15 protein-coding genes and 2 pseudogenes are annotated in these 16,572 nt (G+C 53.2%); 10 read left to right on the top strand and 7 right to left on the bottom strand.

Translation table 11 applies throughout. The features are described 5' to 3' along the window. The first annotated feature begins 8 nt into the window (after nucleotides 1-8). The gene (gene rsmJ, locus AC6I8K_RS17750; RefSeq protein ID WP_064741274.1) at nucleotides 9-758 is read left to right on the top strand and encodes a 16S rRNA (guanine(1516)-N(2))-methyltransferase RsmJ; all 750 of its coding nucleotides are present in this window, start codon (nucleotides 9-11) and stop codon (nucleotides 756-758) included. A 46-nt stretch (nucleotides 759-804) separates the two neighbouring features. On the opposite strand, the gene uspA is transcribed toward rsmJ, so the two are convergent. After that, nucleotides 805-1,242: a universal stress protein UspA gene (gene uspA, locus AC6I8K_RS17745; protein WP_097095741.1), complete on the bottom strand. Its 438-nt coding sequence runs from the start codon at nucleotides 1,240-1,242 to the stop codon at nucleotides 805-807. A gap of 419 nt (nucleotides 1,243-1,661) precedes the next feature. On the opposite strand from uspA, the gene uspB reads away from it, so the two are divergent. Continuing rightward, nucleotides 1,662-1,997: a universal stress protein UspB gene (uspB, locus tag AC6I8K_RS17740; protein ID WP_008108136.1), complete on the top strand. Its 336-nt coding sequence runs from the start codon at nucleotides 1,662-1,664 to the stop codon at nucleotides 1,995-1,997. A gap of 167 nt (nucleotides 1,998-2,164) precedes the next feature. On the opposite strand, the gene pitA is transcribed toward uspB, so the two are convergent. Continuing rightward, nucleotides 2,165-3,664, bottom strand: coding sequence for an inorganic phosphate transporter PitA (gene pitA / locus AC6I8K_RS17735; protein ID WP_155726429.1), 1,500 nt, complete (start codon nucleotides 3,662-3,664; stop codon nucleotides 2,165-2,167). 241 nt (nucleotides 3,665-3,905) lie between these two features. Between pitA and AC6I8K_RS17730 the strand changes: the two genes are divergently transcribed. Together AC6I8K_RS17730 and AC6I8K_RS17725 are read left to right on the top strand one after the other, a co-directional pair. After that, a complete protein-coding gene (locus tag AC6I8K_RS17730; protein ID WP_483817930.1) occupies nucleotides 3,906-5,090 on the top strand; it encodes a BaiN/RdsA family NAD(P)/FAD-dependent oxidoreductase in 1,185 nt (394 codons plus the stop codon). 73 nt (nucleotides 5,091-5,163) lie between these two features. After that, nucleotides 5,164-5,511, top strand: coding sequence for a hypothetical protein (locus AC6I8K_RS17725; protein ID WP_483816385.1), 348 nt, complete (start codon nucleotides 5,164-5,166; stop codon nucleotides 5,509-5,511). Here the strand turns inward: AC6I8K_RS17725 and AC6I8K_RS17720 are convergent. After that, nucleotides 5,512-5,690, bottom strand: a pseudogene (locus tag AC6I8K_RS17720) (cysteine hydrolase); the annotation flags it as partial. A gap of 241 nt (nucleotides 5,691-5,931) precedes the next feature. Here AC6I8K_RS17720 and AC6I8K_RS17715 point away from each other — a divergent pair. The 5 genes and pseudogenes from AC6I8K_RS17715 to yfaU all read left to right on the top strand — a co-directional run bounded on the left by AC6I8K_RS17715 (nucleotide 5,932) and on the right by yfaU (nucleotide 10,846). Further along, nucleotides 5,932-6,522, top strand: a complete 591-nt coding sequence (locus tag AC6I8K_RS17715) for a hemolysin XhlA family protein (protein WP_483816384.1) — start codon at nucleotides 5,932-5,934, stop codon at nucleotides 6,520-6,522. A 174-nt stretch (nucleotides 6,523-6,696) separates the two neighbouring features. Next, complete coding sequence (locus AC6I8K_RS17710) at nucleotides 6,697-7,479, top strand: IclR family transcriptional regulator (RefSeq protein ID WP_064741270.1); 783 nt, start codon at nucleotides 6,697-6,699, stop codon at nucleotides 7,477-7,479. Nucleotides 7,480-7,492: 13 nt separating this feature from the next. Beyond that, a complete protein-coding gene (rhmD, locus tag AC6I8K_RS17705; protein WP_483816383.1) occupies nucleotides 7,493-8,695 on the top strand; it encodes an L-rhamnonate dehydratase in 1,203 nt (400 codons plus the stop codon). Nucleotides 8,696-8,745: 50 nt separating this feature from the next. Further along, nucleotides 8,746-10,032, top strand: a pseudogene (locus AC6I8K_RS17700) (MFS transporter). A gap of 13 nt (nucleotides 10,033-10,045) precedes the next feature. Further along, on the top strand, nucleotides 10,046-10,846 hold the full coding sequence (gene yfaU / locus AC6I8K_RS17695; protein WP_483816381.1) for a 2-keto-3-deoxy-L-rhamnonate aldolase: 801 nt from the start codon (nucleotides 10,046-10,048) through the stop codon (nucleotides 10,844-10,846). Between the two features lie 114 nt (nucleotides 10,847-10,960). On the opposite strand, the gene AC6I8K_RS17690 is transcribed toward yfaU, so the two are convergent. Then, complete coding sequence (locus AC6I8K_RS17690) at nucleotides 10,961-11,452, bottom strand: helix-turn-helix domain-containing protein (RefSeq protein WP_483816380.1); 492 nt, start codon at nucleotides 11,450-11,452, stop codon at nucleotides 10,961-10,963. A 316-nt stretch (nucleotides 11,453-11,768) separates the two neighbouring features. On the opposite strand from AC6I8K_RS17690, the gene AC6I8K_RS17685 reads away from it, so the two are divergent. Beyond that, entirely contained in the window at nucleotides 11,769-12,791 is a 1,023-nt protein-coding gene (locus AC6I8K_RS17685) for an alpha/beta fold hydrolase (RefSeq protein WP_497827143.1), read from the top strand. A 31-nt stretch (nucleotides 12,792-12,822) separates the two neighbouring features. Here AC6I8K_RS17685 and AC6I8K_RS17680 read toward each other — a convergent pair whose 3' ends face one another. The 3 genes from AC6I8K_RS17680 to proP all read right to left on the bottom strand — a co-directional run bounded on the left by AC6I8K_RS17680 (nucleotide 12,823) and on the right by proP (nucleotide 16,503). Continuing rightward, complete coding sequence (locus AC6I8K_RS17680) at nucleotides 12,823-13,794, bottom strand: GGDEF domain-containing protein (protein WP_497827142.1); 972 nt, start codon at nucleotides 13,792-13,794, stop codon at nucleotides 12,823-12,825. A gap of 109 nt (nucleotides 13,795-13,903) precedes the next feature. After that, nucleotides 13,904-14,881 carry a porphobilinogen synthase gene (gene hemB, locus AC6I8K_RS17675; RefSeq protein WP_064741263.1) on the bottom strand — a complete coding sequence of 326 codons (978 nt, stop codon included), beginning with the start codon at nucleotides 14,879-14,881 and terminating at the stop codon, nucleotides 13,904-13,906. 116 nt (nucleotides 14,882-14,997) lie between these two features. Further along, on the bottom strand, nucleotides 14,998-16,503 hold the full coding sequence (proP, locus tag AC6I8K_RS17670) for a glycine betaine/L-proline transporter ProP (protein ID WP_483816377.1): 1,506 nt from the start codon (nucleotides 16,501-16,503) through the stop codon (nucleotides 14,998-15,000). Nucleotides 16,504-16,572 lie beyond the last annotated feature (69 nt).

Genomic DNA, 16,572 nt, shown 5'->3' with positions numbered 1-16,572 from the left:
GCCGGCTTGTGAAAATTGGTTTAATCGATGAAACAGGCGCCGGAGACGGCGCCTTATTACATTTGGCCGAGCGCTGGGGTTTGCAGCAGGACGACCAGGCGATAATGGCGCTGGTGTTAACCGCTGAACACCTTGAGCTGCGTAAGCGGGATGAGCCGAAACTCGGCGGCATCTTTGTGGATTTCGTTTCGGGCGCGATGGCACATCGGCGTAAGTTTGGCGGTGGTCGCGGCGAAGCGGTGGCGAAAGCGGTGGGCATCAAAAGTGGTTATCTGCCAGACGTGATCGATGCGACGGCCGGTTTAGGGCGCGATGCCTTTGTGTTGGCGGCGCTGGGCTGTCGCGTGCGTATGCTGGAGCGCCATCCGGTGGTGGCGGCCTTGCTGGACGATGGGTTGCGTCGTGGCTATCAGGATGCGGAAATTGGCGGCTGGCTGCGCGATCGTCTTACATTGCTGCACGCCGTCAGCCAGCAAGCCCTGAGCGATATCACGCCCGCGCCGGATGTGGTCTATCTCGATCCGATGTATCCACATCGGCAGAAGAGCGCAATGGTAAAGAAAGAGATGCGGGTGTTTCAGTCGCTGGTAGGTGCAGATGACGATGCCGATGCGCTGCTGGAACCGGCGCGCCGCCTGGCGAAGAAACGCATTGTCGTGAAGCGTCCCGATTATGCGCCGCCGTTAGCCGGCGTGGTGACGCAGGATGCGGTGGTGACTAAAAGCCATCGTTTTGATATTTATCCGCCGCTGGTGTAAATCGTGCGGTATTGAAAAAGGTCGGCATGAATGCCGACCCTACGGTTTATTCTTCGTCTTCATCGCGCAGCGGCACAATCAACATGTCGATATGCACGGTGTTAATCAACTGGCGCGCCGATGACATCAGCTTGCTCCAGAAGTCCTGATGGTGACCACACACCACCAAGTCCACATCATATTTCTTAATCGCATCCACCAGCACCTGGCCAAGATCGCCGCTGCCGCTCAGGGTTTCACTGATCGGATAACCGGCATTGATAGAAAGTGCTTTCAGCGCGGTGTGCGTCTCTTCAGAAATACGCTTTTGCATGTCACCCAGATTGACGTCAATCAACCCGGTGTAGAGATCGGAATAGTTTACATCAACGTGGATCAGCGAGATTTTCGCATCGTAAGGACGGGCCAGGGAAACGGCTTTATCAACCAACAACTGGCTTTCCGGGGAAAGGTCTACTGCAATCAGGATGTGTTTATAAGCCATGATAAAACTCCTTTCTCAAGATTCGGGGAAATCTTCCTGCTTTCACGGTAGGCGATTCCTTTGCGCGAGACGGCCATGAAGCGCCACCAACCAACTATTTCAGCCTTGCAGGCGATTTTTGTTATGCCCTGAGTATAGCCCAGAGTGGTTAACAAATGCTGCAAGCGAAAGTTCGCTTGTGAGTAAGATCAAGCGTTATCGGCTTTTTCACTCGCCCTGAACGAAAATCATCGCTGGAAAAAAATTGAACAGATCTCCTACACTGAAATTAAGTGCCACTGCCGTATGCGTTGTGCACTCAGGTTCGCATAACAACAATGCAATCGAAATCATTCAGTGGCTGGTTTATTTCCCGTGCGGCGTCTACAGCAATTCCCCGCTGCGTTCGACGTCGTTACGGCTCCAGCCGGGAGAGGAACATGATCAGCACTATCGCGCTTTTTTGGGCTCTGTGTGTGGTTTGTCTGGTGAATATGGCGCGCTACTTCTCTTCTTTGCGCTCACTATTGGCCGTTTTGCGCGGTTGCGATCCGCTGTTATATCAATATGTGGATGGCGCAGGTTTCTTCACCTCTCATGGTCAGCCGAGCAAACAGGTGCGGCTGGTGCGTTATATCTGGGAGAAGCGCTATCACGATCATCATGACGACGAATTCATTCGCCGCTGTGAGCGCGTGCGCGGGCAGTTTGTGCTGACCAGCGGGCTCTGCTTCCTGGTGGTGGTCAGCCTGATTGCGATGGCGATCTGGCAATAAGTAACGGCAATAAAAAAGGGCGACATCACTGTCGCCCTGATACCCGTCATACTTCGAGTTGCCGCTGCGTTAGCTGCGTGTGTTTACCCCAGTCACTTACTTCAGTAAGCTCTTGGGGATTCACCCACTTGCTGCCTTCCTGCAATTCGAATTATTTAGGGTATCCATCAAATTAACTTCAATGCAATCCAGTAGAGCGAACCCGACAGCAAAATACACACTGGCAGGGTGAATACCCACGCCATAGCGATATTTTTGATGGTGCGGCTCTGCAATCCACCGCCATCGACCAGCATCGTACCGGCTACCGACGACGACAGAATGTGCGTGGTAGAAACGGGCATACCGGTGTAGCTGGCCACGCCAATCGAGACGGCGGCTGTCACCTGCGCCGACATACCTTGCGCATAGGTCATGCCTTTTTTACCGATTTTCTCACCAATCGTGGTGGCAACACGACGCCAGCCAATCATGGTACCGATGCCCAGCGCCAGCGCGACAGCCACAATAATCCAGATCGGTGCGTACTCAACGGTGCCGAGCAAATCGCTTTTCAGCTTGTTGAGGAAGCGCTTATCTTCCGCGCTGGTCTCAGGCAGCTTGGCCACTTTATCCACGGTATCGGACACGCACAGCAGCAGACGACGCATCTGGCTGCGTTGGTCAACATTCAGCTGATCGTAGCTCTGCAGATTGTTCAGCAGCAGCTGAGCGCGATCGATGGCCTGCAACGCACGGCTGCTATCGCAATGGAACTCCTGCGGACCGCCAAGCGACTCATCTGGCGTGGGTACCACAGGCGGCGCCATCTGCACCATGTGCGTCAGCGACTCGTTGTGTTGCTGATAATACTGTTCCAGATGGTTTACTGCGTCACGCGTGCGAGTGATGTCATAACCGGACGCGTTCAGGTTAACCACAAAACCCGCCGGCGCTACGCCGATCAGCACCAGCATAATCAGGCCAATGCCTTTCTGACCATCATTTGCGCCGTGGGAGTAGCTCACGCCAATCGCCGAAACGATCAGGGCAATGCGCGTCCAGAACGGTGGCTTTTTCTTGCCATCAATCTTTTCACGGTCAGCGGGCGTCATGTGGATGCGTGAACGTTTCTTGGTTCCACTCCAGTAGCGACGCAGGATAAAGATCAGACCGCCTGCAATCACCAGACCCACAATCGGTGAAAGAATCAGGGACATGAAGATGTTGATGACTTTCGGCAGGTTGAGCGCATCAACCACCGAGGTGCCGGTCATCAGGGCGTTGGTGAGACCAATACCGATGATAGCGCCAATCAAGGTGTGAGAACTGGAGGCCGGCAAACCCAAATACCAGGTGCCAAGGTTCCAGATAATCGCGGCCAGCAGCATGGAGAACACCATGGCAAGACCGTGTGCCGAACCGACATTCAACAGTAAATCGGTTGGAAGCATGTGAACGATGGCATACGCCACGCTCAATCCACCAAGCAAAACACCCAGGAAATTGAAAACACCCGCCATAACCACTGCCAGTTGCGCCCGCATCGCACGCGTATAAATGACAGTCGCGACCGCGTTAGCAGTGTCGTGGAAACCGTTGATTGCTTCATAGAACAATACAAACAGCAGAGCAAGAATCAGTAACAGGCTGGTACTGAGGTCGAGACCAGCAAACAGATGTAGCATAAACGTTACGCCATTTTGGGAGGACATGAACGCGGCGCATTATCTGCGACAACGTGCGCGATATGAAAGAAAAATATAGCTCTTTATTGTCTTAAAATTGTAATGCTGCGTATAGATTTAGCTGAAAATAGCGAAAAATTAGTGAGTTACATTATGACACATTTGCGGTGTTTTTTTGAAGCTGGCGCTAAAAGCCGCAGATCTCTACAATCAGCGCCTTTCGGACAGGTTGGGTAAAGCAGTGGAAAAGTTTGACGTTATCATTATTGGTGCAGGCGCAGCCGGCATGTTCTGTGCGGCGCAGGCAGGGCAATTGGGTCGTCGCGTGTTGCTGCTGGATAACGGCAAAAAAGCGGGCCGCAAGATTTTGATGTCAGGCGGCGGTCGCTGCAACTTCACCAACATGCATACCGAGCCGGCGGCGTATCTGTCGCACAATCCCCATTTCTGTAAATCGGCGCTGGCACGTTACAACCAGTGGGATTTCATCGATCTGGTTAATCGGCACGGCATTGCCTGGCACGAAAAAACGCTTGGGCAATTGTTCTGCGATGACTCCGCACAGCAGATTGTCGATCTGCTGTTGAAAGAGTGTGATGCCGGGCAGGTAACGCTGCGCTTGCGCAGTGAAGTGCTGAGCGTTGAGCGCGACGACAGCGGCTACACTTTGCAGCTTAACGGCACGGCGGTGCAGGCGGAGAAGCTGGTCATTGCCAGCGGCGGACTCTCGATGCCCGGCCTCGGCGCTACGCCATTTGGTTACAAAGTGGCGGAACAGTTCGGCCTGAAAGTGTTTCCAACGCGCGCGGCATTGGTGCCTTTCACCTTGCATAAACCGCTGCTTGAACAGCTCAATACGCTGTCGGGCGTAGCATTGCCGACCACGATCACTGCGCAGGACGGCACCTTATTTAAAGAAGCGATGCTGTTTACCCATCGCGGCTTGTCGGGTCCTGCTGTGCTGCAAATCTCCAGCTATTGGCAACCGGGCGAATTCGTCACCATTGATTTGTCACCCGCTACTTCGCTGGATGATTTCATTAATGTGCAGCGCGAGGCGCACCCCAATCTTAGCCTGAAAAACAGCCTGGCGAAGATTCTGCCAAAACGTTTGGTGGAAGTGCTGCAGGAGCTGAAGCAGATTCCCGATGTCACGCTGAAGCAGCTGAACAGCAAGCAGCAGGGCGAACTGGTCAGCACGCTGCATCAATGGCGCGTGCAGCCGAACGGCACCGAAGGTTACCGCACTGCCGAAGTAACGCTGGGCGGCGTCGACACCACGCAGCTATCGTCGAAAACCATGGAAGCGCGCGATGTGCCGGGCTTATTCTTTATCGGCGAAGTGGTGGATGTCACCGGTTGGTTGGGCGGCTATAACTTCCAGTGGGCATGGAGCTCGGCCTGGGCGTGTGCGCAGGCGCTTTAAGCATGCTGAATAGGTCACGCCCGCGCATTCTGCTACTATCGCGCGCTTTACACTCCAGCGGGTGACTCGCCTTATGTTGAAAATCAAATTCCTCCTGCCGTTGCTGATCGTGATGAGTGCGGTTGTCTGGTGGCTGATGCCGCATTACAGCGATGAGGACAAAGGCTATTACATCGCCATGTTCTGCACCCTGACGCACGATGGGCGCGGTAACACGTCGCAGGATATGCAGCAGATTATTGAAGGCAGCAATTCGGATTACGCGTTGCAGAAGATCCATTTCCAACGTGGTCTGGCCGATCATCTGCACAGGGTTTGGCAGGATTTATCTCCGCAACAACAGCAGCAAGCGCGGCAGGATGGCTTATCCTGCCGCCGTGTAATGTCTGAGAAACTGCTGCCCGGCCAGCCGGTGCAGTAATTAATGTACCGGCAGCGCTAATACCTGATCGGTGGTTTTAATTTCAGCAAACACATCTGCAACCCCCGCCAGCGCGGCTTGCTGCAAATCCGTGCCAACAAATGAACCTGGCGTAGCTTTGCTGATCACGCAGTCACCTTGAGCGGGCTTAAATCTTTGTGGAACTCGGCGAAACCGCTAATGCTGCGCCGGCATTTCAAGAAGCAACTCAACACCTCTCCGCTGCAATATCGCAAAACCTTTCGCGGCCGATCCTGGCGAGAGTTTTGCGAGCCGTTTTGCATCCGCATGTACGTTACTTGTTGTACTAATTGATATTTTTCGTAGCGCAGCGCAAAATATCAACAGTCACATGGTGCAATAATTGCTCGCTGGGCATGATGTTGGCATACGCGCCACATCAACTCAGGAGCTTCACGGATGACACTCGCGATGATGAATACACATAAAGCCTTTAAAGCGCTGCAACTGGCCGGCGTCAGCGATCAACAAGCTGAAGCCATGGTCGAGATTTTTACTGAGATGCAGCAGGATAATGCGTTATCGCGTGCCGATCTGATGCAGGCCGGCGAAGGGATAAGCGGAAGTATTAAAGAGCTGGACGATAGGCTTAGCGGTGCGGTCAAAGAGTTGGATATTAGGCTGAGTGGAGCGATTAAAGAGCTGGACGATCGGCTTAGCGGTGCGGTCAAAGAGTTGGATATCAGGCTAACTGGAGCGATTAAAGAGCTGGACGATAGGCTTAGCGGTGTGGTCAAAGAGCTGGATATTAGGCTCAGCGGTGCGATTAAAGAGCTGGATGGGCGCCTTAATAAAGTTGAGCTACGACTTGATAAGATTGAAGCCCGACTTGATAAGGTGGAAGCTCGACTTGATAAGGTAGAAGCTCGTCTTGAAGTCATTGAAAGGGACATCAATGTTCTTAAAACCGACATGCGCTGGATAAAGCGCCTGTTAATGGTGATGGCCACCACCATGGTCATAGCGGCAATCAAATACATCTTCTCTTAAATCTCTCCACCGCAGCCGAGTACAGTCGGCTGTACTCGCAGCGCGGTGCGATTCACATTCCCACATTAACACTTCCGCCAGATACGCTTTACGCCGTGTAATTTGATGCGGCGCACACTTATGCCGCGCTAAAACCACAACACTGCCCTCCAGATAATCAGACTGGAGTCCAGCATGTTGGAAATTACGCCTGTCCCCGCCCTGACGCGCGCGATTGCGATTCTCGACTTTATTGCGCAGCACGGGCCCTGCAGCGCCGCCGAGATCATTGAAGCGCTGACGCTGCCAAAAAGCAGCGCCTATCTGCTGTTCGCTGAGCTAAAAAAACAGCGTCTGATAACCATTGATCGCAACAACAACTATTGCCTGTGGACCCGGCTGGTGGAGTTTGCCGGTCATGCACTGCAGCACATGGATATTCGTGATATCGCGCGTCCCCGTCTGACCCGCTTAATGCAGCAAACCAATCTGCTGTGCCACCTCGGCATCCTCGATGGTGGCCACGCCTGTTACATCCTCAAACTCGAATCTGCCGCCACCATCAGCGTGCGCTCGCACGAAGGAAAAAGCCTGTCGCTGTATCGCTCGGGCATTGGTAAATGCCTGCTGGCCTGGCAACGGCCCGAAGAGCAAGAACGCATCATTAATGACATGCGCTTTGTGGCGGTAACGCCAACGTCGCTACGAAGCGCCGACGCTTTGCGCACCGAGTTAGCACGTATACGTCGTCAGGGCTGGAGCTTTGATAACGGCGAGGATTATCCCGATGTGCGCTGTGTGGCGGCACCGATTTTCAACGTTCGCGAGCAGTTAGTCGCCGCCATTTCGCTGGTTGGCACCCGGCTCGACATTGACGATGACAAGCGCGATTACCTCGCAGGTCAGGCGATTGCCTGCGCCCGCGACATTTCCCGTCTGCTGGGCTGGCGTAGCCCGGCGGAAAAACACGCCTCGTAACCAGGAGAAGACCATGTCCTTACCTAAAATTAAAACAGTCCGCGCCTACTTTGCCGGTGGCGCAACGGCCGATAAAGCGGCGGCTGGTGGTGATTATCACGATCAAGGTGCCAATCACTGGATTGACGATCACGTCGCCACGCCAATGAGTAAATACAAGCAGTATGAGCAGTCACGCCAATCCTTCGGCATCAACGTATTAGGGACGTTAATTGTCGAAGTGGAAGCCGATAACGGCCAGACCGGTTTTGCGATTACCACCGGCGGTGAAATGGGTTGCTTCATCGTGGAAAAACATCTGAATCGCTTCCTGGAAGGGCGCTGTGTCAGCGATATCAAGCTAATCCATGATCAGATGATGAACGCCACCATGTATTACGCCGGCTCCGGCGGATTGGTCATGAACACCATTTCATGTGTGGATTTAGCGCTGTGGGATCTGTTCGGTAAAGTCACCGATCTGCCGGTGTACAAGCTGTTGGGCGGCGCGGTGCGCGATGAATTGCAGTTCTACGCTACCGGTGCACGACCCGACCTGGCGCAAAAATTGGGCTTCATCGGCGGAAAAATGGCGGTGCAGTGGGGACCGCACGATGGCGACGAAGGTATTCGCAAAGAGGTGGCGCGCATCGCTCACTATCGTGAAACCTGCGGCCCGGATTTCTGGCTGATGCTCGACTGCTGGATGAGTCAGGACGTCAATTTCGCTACCAAACTGGCACACGGTTGTGCGCCTTATAACGTTAAGTGGCTGGAAGAGTGTTTGCCGCCACAGCAATTCGAAGGCTATGCGCAACTGAAACAGCAGGCGCCGCAGGGCATGTTGATTACCAGCGGCGAACACCACGGCACGCTGCAATCGTTCCGCACCCTGGCAGAAACCGGCATTGATATCTTGCAGCCTGACGTGGGTTGGTGCGGCGGCCTGACCACGCTGGTGGAGGTGGCTGCGCTGGCGAAATCACGCGGCCAGCTGGTGGTGCCGCATGGATCTTCGGTTTACTCGCATCACGCAGTCATCACCTTCACCAACAGCCCATTCAGTGAATTCCTGATGACCAGCCCGGATTGCAGCACGCTCCGTCCGCAGTTTGATCCGCTGCTGATTAACGAGCCGGTGCCGGTGAATGGCCGCATGCACAAATCCGTGCTGGATAAACCGGGCTTCGGTGTGGAATTGAACCGCGATGGCCTGAAACGTCCTTATCAACACTAAATCGCAGCGGCTGCGGCATGACGTCGCAGCCGCTGGTGAGGGTTTTTCTCATGGATAATCTGGTGTTAAGCGCGGTAAAGAAAAACCGCGCACGTCTCATTCCTTTCATGCTGATGCTCTACGTGTTGGCATTCCTCGACCGCGCCAATATTGGTTTCGCCAAAGAGGCTTACCAACTCGATACCGGGCTGAGTAACGAAGCCTACGCATTAGGTGCCGGCATCTTTTTTGTGGTTTACGCGCTCCTTGGCGTTCCGGCTAATCTGCTAATGCGCCGTTTTGGTGCCCGCAGCTGGATTGGCACCACCACGCTGCTGTGGGGCTTTCTCTCAGCGGCGATGGCGTTTGCCGATACCTAAGCGAAGTTTTTACTGGTGCGTACCTTGCTCGGTGCTGCCGAAGCGGGCTTCTTTCCCGGCATGATCTATCTGACTTCGCTGTGGTTCCCGCAGCAGCAGCGTGCCAGCGTAATGGGGCTGTTCTATATGGGCGCGCCGTTGGCCTTGACGTTGGGTTCGCCGCTCTCTGGCGCACTGCTGGAAATGCATGGCGTGCTGGGACATCCTGGCTGGTTCTGGATGTTTATCATCGAAGGGCTGCTGGCTGTGGCGGCGGGTATTTTCACCTTTAGCTATATCGACGATACCCCGGCAAAAGCGCGTTTTCTCAGCGCAGAAGAGAAGCAGGCGCTGCAACGTCAGCTGGAGAGTGAAGAGCAGCAAAAGCCCACCGCACACCTGCGTGATGCGCTGCGCAATGGTCGCGTCTGGCAGCTTGCCATTATCTATATGACCATCCAAATCGCGGTATACGGCCTGATCTTCTTCCTGCCTTCTCAGGTGGCGGCGCTGATTGGTACCAAAGTGGGTTTCCTCGCCTCGCTGGTGGCGGCAATTCCGTGGGTGGCTGCGTTGTTCGGTACCTGGCTGATTCCACGTTACTCCGATCGTAGCGGCGAGCGGCGTCGGGTGGCGGCGTTTACCTTGCTGGCCGCCGCGTTGGGTATCGGTCTTTCCGGCCTGGTTTCACCTTTGCTGGCCATTATTGCGCTTAGCGTTGCGGCCGTTGGTTTTATTGCGGTGCAGCCGGTGTTCTGGACCATGCCAACCCAATTGCTGTCCGGCACCGCGCTGGCGGCAGGCATTGGCTTCGTCAACTTGTTTGGTGCTGTCGGCGGTTTCCTTGCACCGCTGATTCGCGTTAACGCTGAGATGCAATTTAACAGCAGCAGCGCCGGATTACTGGCATTGGCGCTGATTGCCGCCATCGGCTCGCTGATTATTCTGAGTCTGAAAGTGGATCGCCCATTGCCGCAATCCCCACAGACAAGTCATTAAAAAAGGAGGATGTATGCAGGATCCGTTGAAAAATCCGTTCAAAGCCGGATTGGCTAAAGGCGAAACGCAAATTGGCCTGTGGCTGAGCAGTACATCGTCATATCTGGCCGAAATTGCCGCTACCAGCGGCTACGACTGGCTGTTGATTGATGGCGAACATGCACCGAATACCGTGCAGGATCTCTATCACCAACTGCAGGCCATCGCGCCTTATCGCAGTCAGCCGGTGATTCGCCCAATCGAATTCCAGACGGCGCTCATCAAGCAGGTGCTGGATATCGGCGCACGTACCTTGCTGGTGCCGATGATCGACACCGCCGAGCAGGCGCAGGCGCTGGTTAAGGCAACGCGCTATCCGCCTTATGGCACACGCGGCGTTGGCGCGGGTGTCGCGCGGGCAGCACGTTGGGGACGGGTGGAAAATTATATGGCGCGCGCCAATGAAGAGCTGTGTCTGCTGATTCAGGCCGAGAGCAAAACCGCGATTGATAACCTGGATGCATTGCTGGAAGTGGAGGGCGTAGACGGAATATTTATCGGCCCGGCGGATTTATCAGCCTCGTTGGGCTATCCCGATAATGCGGATCATCCAGAGGTGCAGAAAGTGATTGAGCACAGTATTCAACGTATCCGCAGCGCGGGAAAAGCCGCAGGTTTTCTGGCGGTTAATCTGGCCATGGCGGAACGAGCCATCAGTTGGGGGGCCAACTTTGTCGCCGTCGGCGTGGATACCATGCTTTATACCGATGCGCTGGATAGTCGATTAGCGCATTTTAAAAAGAGCGCAATGGCGCTGAATAAATCGAGCTACTAAATCCGAGGCGGATGGTAGGCCATCCGCATTTTATTAATTAAATAGAGCATAGAATTGGAATAAATCAATCAGTTGATGTCTAAAGGCGCTAATAAATAGTTAGCTAGCTATTTATTAGCGTATGACACAGCTAAGTCGCGGGTCGAATTTATCGTTACGCACGGTAGGTGCAATAATATCTTTATTACGTTCCGTTGCATCAAAACCTGCCTGACGGCAAAGCACACAGGGATCGCTACTTTCGCTCAGAGCTTGTCTGGCTTGGTCATCAAGTTGCCTTTTGCGGCAAAATAGCGGCGTACAGCCCAGTACATGCTTAAATGAACGCGTGAAAGATTGCTGACTTTCAAAATGGTATTTCACTGCCAGACCGATTATGGGTGTATTACTGTATTTTAAGTCATTGATACAGTGCACAAGTTTTTTTTTGCGAATATATCGAGCTAGCGTTTCGTTGTGATAGCGGGCGAAGAGTTTCTGCAAATACCATTTGGAATAGCCAGACTTCAGTGCAATATCATCGATGCTCAAACGTTGATCCAGATTAGTCATAATCCATTCGGTCACTGAATCAATTACCCCTTCATTATATTTTTGCTGTGTCATCGTAGTTCTCCATTAACAACTGAAGAGTGTAATTTAATTAACCTTTCCAATCTGCAATTAATGTAAAGTTTTTTGATGATTCGGCTGTTTTTTATTTGTCATCAAGACCGGTCTTGATTTTCGTGAATATAAACGTTTGCATGTTGTGATGATGTTGAATATTTATCGTAATAACGCAAGTGATTATTAACTCAAATTTCGCATCGCTTTGCAGCGCTTAACGGTAATTTTTGCGTATTTCAGCGGCACAGACCATCAATACATAAACAGGATTTACGTGCCAGACTGAATGTTTTCACTGTTAAGGAACGGCCACATGCCTTTTTGTTTCAAGCCAAAACAGTCACTTGCCACTCTTCTGGCATCGATGGCGTTATTCAGCACCGCACCGGCCGTTGCCGCCAATGTCTATGGTGAACAGTTAGAAGGGTTCAGTTATCCCTATCCGCTGCAGCACTATCATTTCTCATCGCAGCAGCAGGCGCTGAGTATGGGTTATATGGATATTAAGCCCACGCAGCAGGCCAATGGCAAAACGGTGGTGCTAATGCACGGTAAGAACTTCTGCGGCGCAACCTGGGATGACACCATTAAAGCACTGAGTCAGAAAGGCTACCGCGTCATTGCTCCGGATCAGATCGGTTTCTGCAGCTCAACTAAACCTGCCAACTATCAATACACCTTCCAGCAGCTGGCGCAGAATACCCATCAATTGTTGCAGCAGCTGGGTATCGAAAACGCCATTATCATCGGGCATTCCACCGGCGGCATGCTGGCGACGCGCTATGCGCTGATGTATCCAAAGCAAACCCAAAAACTGGTATTAGTGAATCCCATTGGCTTAGAGGACTGGAAAGCCAAGGGCGCACCGTGGCGCTCGGTGGATCAGTGGTATCAGCGTGAACTCAAGCTGGATGCGGCGGGCATCAAGAAGTACGAACAGCAGACTTATTACAGCGGCCAGTGGAAGCCAGAATATGACAAATGGGTCGATATGCTGGCCGGACTCAATAGCGGACCGGGCCACACAAAAGTGGCGTGGAACTCGGCACTCATCTACGACATGATTTTCACTCAGCCGGTCTATTACGAGTTTAAAGACTTGCGCGTGCCAACCACCTTGATGATTGGCACTGCCGACACCACGGCGATTGGCAGCGATATCGCCTCGCCAGAAGTGAAAGCGAAACTCGGGCACTACAACCTGCTGGGCAAGCAAGTCGCACAGATGATTCCAGGCGCGCACTTAATTGAATTCCCGGGTATGGGACATGCGCCGCAAATGGAAGAGCCGCAGAAGTTTAATCAGACATTGATCGGTGATTTAGAGGGTGATTAATCCCATGGTCGCCATTGATGGCGACCCACAATCAACTCAGATTCTTTTTACCGTTCTTCGCGGCGTACATGCGTTCGTCGCTTCCTTCCAGCAACTGCTCCAGCGATTGCGGATGATCGGGATCAAACTCAACAATGCCTGAAGAGAAGTGAAGGGCGTAGCGACGCTCCAGATTCTGGGTTTGCTGCTGTAGGAAACGATCAAAGCGCGCCAATGCACCTTCGGCATCGCCTTGTTGCAAGCCGTTAAACAGCACCACAAACTCATCGCCACCTAAACGTGCAAAGATATCCGCATGGCGGAAACTCACTTTCATGGCATCGGCAAAGTCCATCAGCGCGCGGTCGCCTTCGCGATGGCCGAGCGTATCGTTGATGGCTTTGAAACGATCGAGATCGAGGAAGGTCAGGCTGGCCGGTAACTGCTTGATCTGGCACTCATTCAGCGCCAGCTGGCCGAGCGTCATAAAGCCGCGACGGTTGGTAATTTGCGTCAGCTCATCCGAAGTGGCGGTCTGGAAAGCCACCAGTTCTGCTTCCGCCATGGCCGCTAAATCGCGCAGCGTGTGGATATCGTCGGCGTTAAACTCGCGCGTGTGGTGATCGATAAGACACAGCGTGCCGACTTTGGCACCGGCTGGCGTGCGCAGTGGGCAACCGGCGTAGAAACGTATCGGGTTGTCGTTATCTTTAACCAGCGGATTGTCGTGGAAACGCTCATCATCCAGCGGATTCTCTACCACCATCACATCATCTTGCAGAATGGCGTGGCCACAGAATGAGGTATTGCGTGGCGCGGTTGCCGCACTCGGCCCGGCAATCGATTTGAACCATTGATGGTCCTCTTCCATTAGGCTGACGAGCGCCACCGGCACGCCAAATAGGCGACGGGCAAGACGGGTTAATCGGTCGAAACGCTCTTCTGCAGGCGTGTGCAGAATGTTGAGCGCACGTAACTGGGTCAGACGATGTGACTCGTCCGCAGGCAGTGCAGGTGCTTTCATCGCGTTACTCTTATTAATTATGGAATTACAGAAACACTGGTGTTTGTGCCACAAAGGCTGAAAGCGCCTGGCAACGGTATGCGATGTCCGATGCCAGGCGTAACGATAATCAGAGCACTTTTTGCTCGGCGAGATCAAGGGCAAAATAGCTGAAAATGAGATCGGCACCGGCACGTTTAATTGCGCCAAGGCTTTCCAGAACCACATTACGTTCGTCGATTGCGCCCGCTTGTGCCGCGAATTTAATCATCGCGTACTCACCACTGACCTGGTACGCAGCCAGCGGCAACGTGGTGCGCTCACGGATATCGCGCAGGATATCGAGGTAGGCACCCGCCGGTTTTACCATCAGTGAATCTGCACCTTCCGCTTCATCCAGCAGCGACTCACGCAAGGCTTCACGGCGGTTCATCGGATTCATCTGGTAAGTTTTACGGTCGCCCTTCAGCGCGGTTCCTGCCGCTTCACGGAACGGGCCGTAGAAGGAGGATGCGAACTTAGTCGAGTAAGACATGATGGCGGTATCGGTGAAGCCCGCAGCGTCGAGCGCCTGGCGGATGGCTTTAACCTGGCCATCCATCGCCGCAGAAGGTGCGATAAAGTCGGCACCTGCTTGTGCAGCAACAACGGCTTGTTTACCGAGATTAATCAGCGTCTGGTCGTTATCGACGCCATGATCGCACAGCACGCCGCAATGGCCGTGACTGGTGTATTCACAGAAACAGGTGTCAGACATGACGATCATTTCCGGCACGGTGTCTTTGCAGATACGTGCCATGCGCGCCACTAAACCGTTTTCATTCCAGGCATCGCTGCCGGTGGCGTCGGTATGGTGGGAAATGCCGAAGGTCATCACTGAACGGATGCCCGCTTTGGCAATACGTTCGATCTCATACGCCAGACGTTTTTCTGGGATACGTCGTACGCCCGGCATGGCGTTGATCGGCACGTAATCATCAACACCTTCTTCGACGAAAATCGGCAGTGCCAGATCGTTGATGCTGAGGTTGGATTCCTGGAACATCTCACGCATTGACGCGCTTTTACGCAGCCTTCTTGGGCGCTGGATCAGATTAAATTCAGACATGATCTACAACTTATACAGGTTAAAAAAGTGGCAATAGTTTACCCCTTTTCGCGCCGGTGGATGAAGGATTGTGTGCGGAAACGAAAACTCCCGCCGGGCGGCGGGAGTGGAGAAGATTACTCGTTGATGTCCGGGTGCTGCTGCACCAGGTTTTTACGCTTCGCCTCTAGCTTAGCGATTTCACCATCAATATCTTCGATTTTTTGCTCGATATTGTCGTGATGCTCCTGCAGGATTTCACGCGCCTCTTCCATGTCCGAGGCCGCCGGAGTCGCGCCGCGCAGCGGCTTGTTAGCGGTCTCTTTCATGTAGATACCGGTAATCAAACCAATCACCGCAACAACCATCAGATAGTAAGCCGGCATATACAGATTGTTAGTGGCTTCGACTAAATAAGCGGCGAGTGTCGGGGTTAAACCAGCAATCAGCACCGAGATATTAAAGGCACTTGCCAACGCGCTGTAGCGAATGTGAGTGGGGAACATCGCCGGTAGCGACGACGCCATCACACCGGTAAAGGCATTGAGAATCACCGCCATCAGTAGCAGACCCGCAAAAATCAGGCCCAATACACCGCTATTGATCAGCATAAAGGACGGTATCGCGAAGATGAACAGGGCGATAGAGCCAATGATGACAAACGGACGACGACCAAAACGGTCACTCAACATGCCCATCACTGGCTGCACAAACAGCATACCCATCATGATGGCGATAATAATTAATACGCCATGATCTTCAGAGTAGTGCAGGTTGTGTGACAGATAACTCGGCATGTAAGTCAGCAGCATGTAGTAGGTCACGTTGGTGGCAATCACCAGACCGATACAGGCCAACAGGCTTTTCCAGTGTTTGGTCGCGATCTCTTTAAACGACACTTTCGGGCCGTCGCGCAGACCTTCACGGTCGCCCTGTTCCAGCTTCTCAACGTGCTGCTGGAACGCTGGGGTTTCTTCCAGTGCGTGACGCAGATACAAACCAATGATGCCTAGCGGCAGCGCGATAAAGAAGGGAATGCGCCAGCCCCATTCGAGGAATTTCTCTTCACCGATAATGGTGGAAATCAGCACCACGACACCCGCACCCAGGACGAAACCGGCGATGGAGCCGAAATCAAGCCAGCTGCCCATAAAGCCGCGCTTACGGTCAGGCGAGTACTCTGCAACAAAGATCGATGCGCCGGTATATTCACCGCCGACCGAAAAGCCCTGCGCCATTTTTGCCAACAGCAGTAGGATCGGTGCCCAGATACCAATTGTGGCATAAGAGGGTATCAAGCCAATACAGAAGGTACTGATCGACATGATGACGATGGTAATAGAAAGGATTTTCTGGCGACCGTATTTATCGCCCAACATGCCGAAGAATAAACCACCGAGTGGACGAATCAGGAACGGAACCGAGAACGTACCTAGTGCGGCAATCATCTGTACACTTGGCGAAGCATCTGGGAAGAACACCTTACCCAGTGCATAAGCCACAAAGCCATAAACACCAAAATCAAACCATTCCATCGCGTTGCCCAGCGAAGCCGCGGTGATGGCTTTACGTAAACGGGAGTCATCGATAATCGTGACATCATCAATCCCGATAGGTTTTACACGCTTCCTACGTAGTTTCATGCAGATACCCTGTATTGGAATTCGAAAAATCCTCAACGCTGCGGACTCAATAAATGCCAACAGTCCGCG

It is taken from the genome of Pantoea sp. X-Soil-ISGK-421 (genome assembly GCF_059730785.1).
This window is presented reverse-complemented; position numbering and strand designations above follow the sequence as displayed.

Coding starts and splice junctions, on each gene's coding strand:
- uspA (WP_097095741.1), bottom strand. CDS start 1,242: ATGGCTTATAAACACATCCTGATTGCAGTAGACCTTTCCCCGGAAAGC.
- uspB (WP_008108136.1), top strand. CDS start 1,662: ATGATCAGCACTATCGCGCTTTTTTGGGCTCTGTGTGTGGTTTGTCTG.
- pitA (WP_155726429.1), bottom strand. CDS start 3,664: ATGCTACATCTGTTTGCTGGTCTCGACCTCAGTACCAGCCTGTTACTG.
- AC6I8K_RS17725 (WP_483816385.1), top strand. CDS start 5,164: ATGTTGAAAATCAAATTCCTCCTGCCGTTGCTGATCGTGATGAGTGCG.
- AC6I8K_RS17715 (WP_483816384.1), top strand. CDS start 5,932: ATGACACTCGCGATGATGAATACACATAAAGCCTTTAAAGCGCTGCAA.
- AC6I8K_RS17710 (WP_064741270.1), top strand. CDS start 6,697: ATGTTGGAAATTACGCCTGTCCCCGCCCTGACGCGCGCGATTGCGATT.
- rhmD (WP_483816383.1), top strand. CDS start 7,493: ATGTCCTTACCTAAAATTAAAACAGTCCGCGCCTACTTTGCCGGTGGC.
- yfaU (WP_483816381.1), top strand. CDS start 10,046: ATGCAGGATCCGTTGAAAAATCCGTTCAAAGCCGGATTGGCTAAAGGC.
- AC6I8K_RS17690 (WP_483816380.1), bottom strand. CDS start 11,452: ATGACACAGCAAAAATATAATGAAGGGGTAATTGATTCAGTGACCGAA.
- AC6I8K_RS17685 (WP_497827143.1), top strand. CDS start 11,769: ATGCCTTTTTGTTTCAAGCCAAAACAGTCACTTGCCACTCTTCTGGCA.
- AC6I8K_RS17680 (WP_497827142.1), bottom strand. CDS start 13,794: ATGAAAGCACCTGCACTGCCTGCGGACGAGTCACATCGTCTGACCCAG.
- hemB (WP_064741263.1), bottom strand. CDS start 14,881: ATGTCTGAATTTAATCTGATCCAGCGCCCAAGAAGGCTGCGTAAAAGC.
- proP (WP_483816377.1), bottom strand. CDS start 16,503: ATGAAACTACGTAGGAAGCGTGTAAAACCTATCGGGATTGATGATGTC.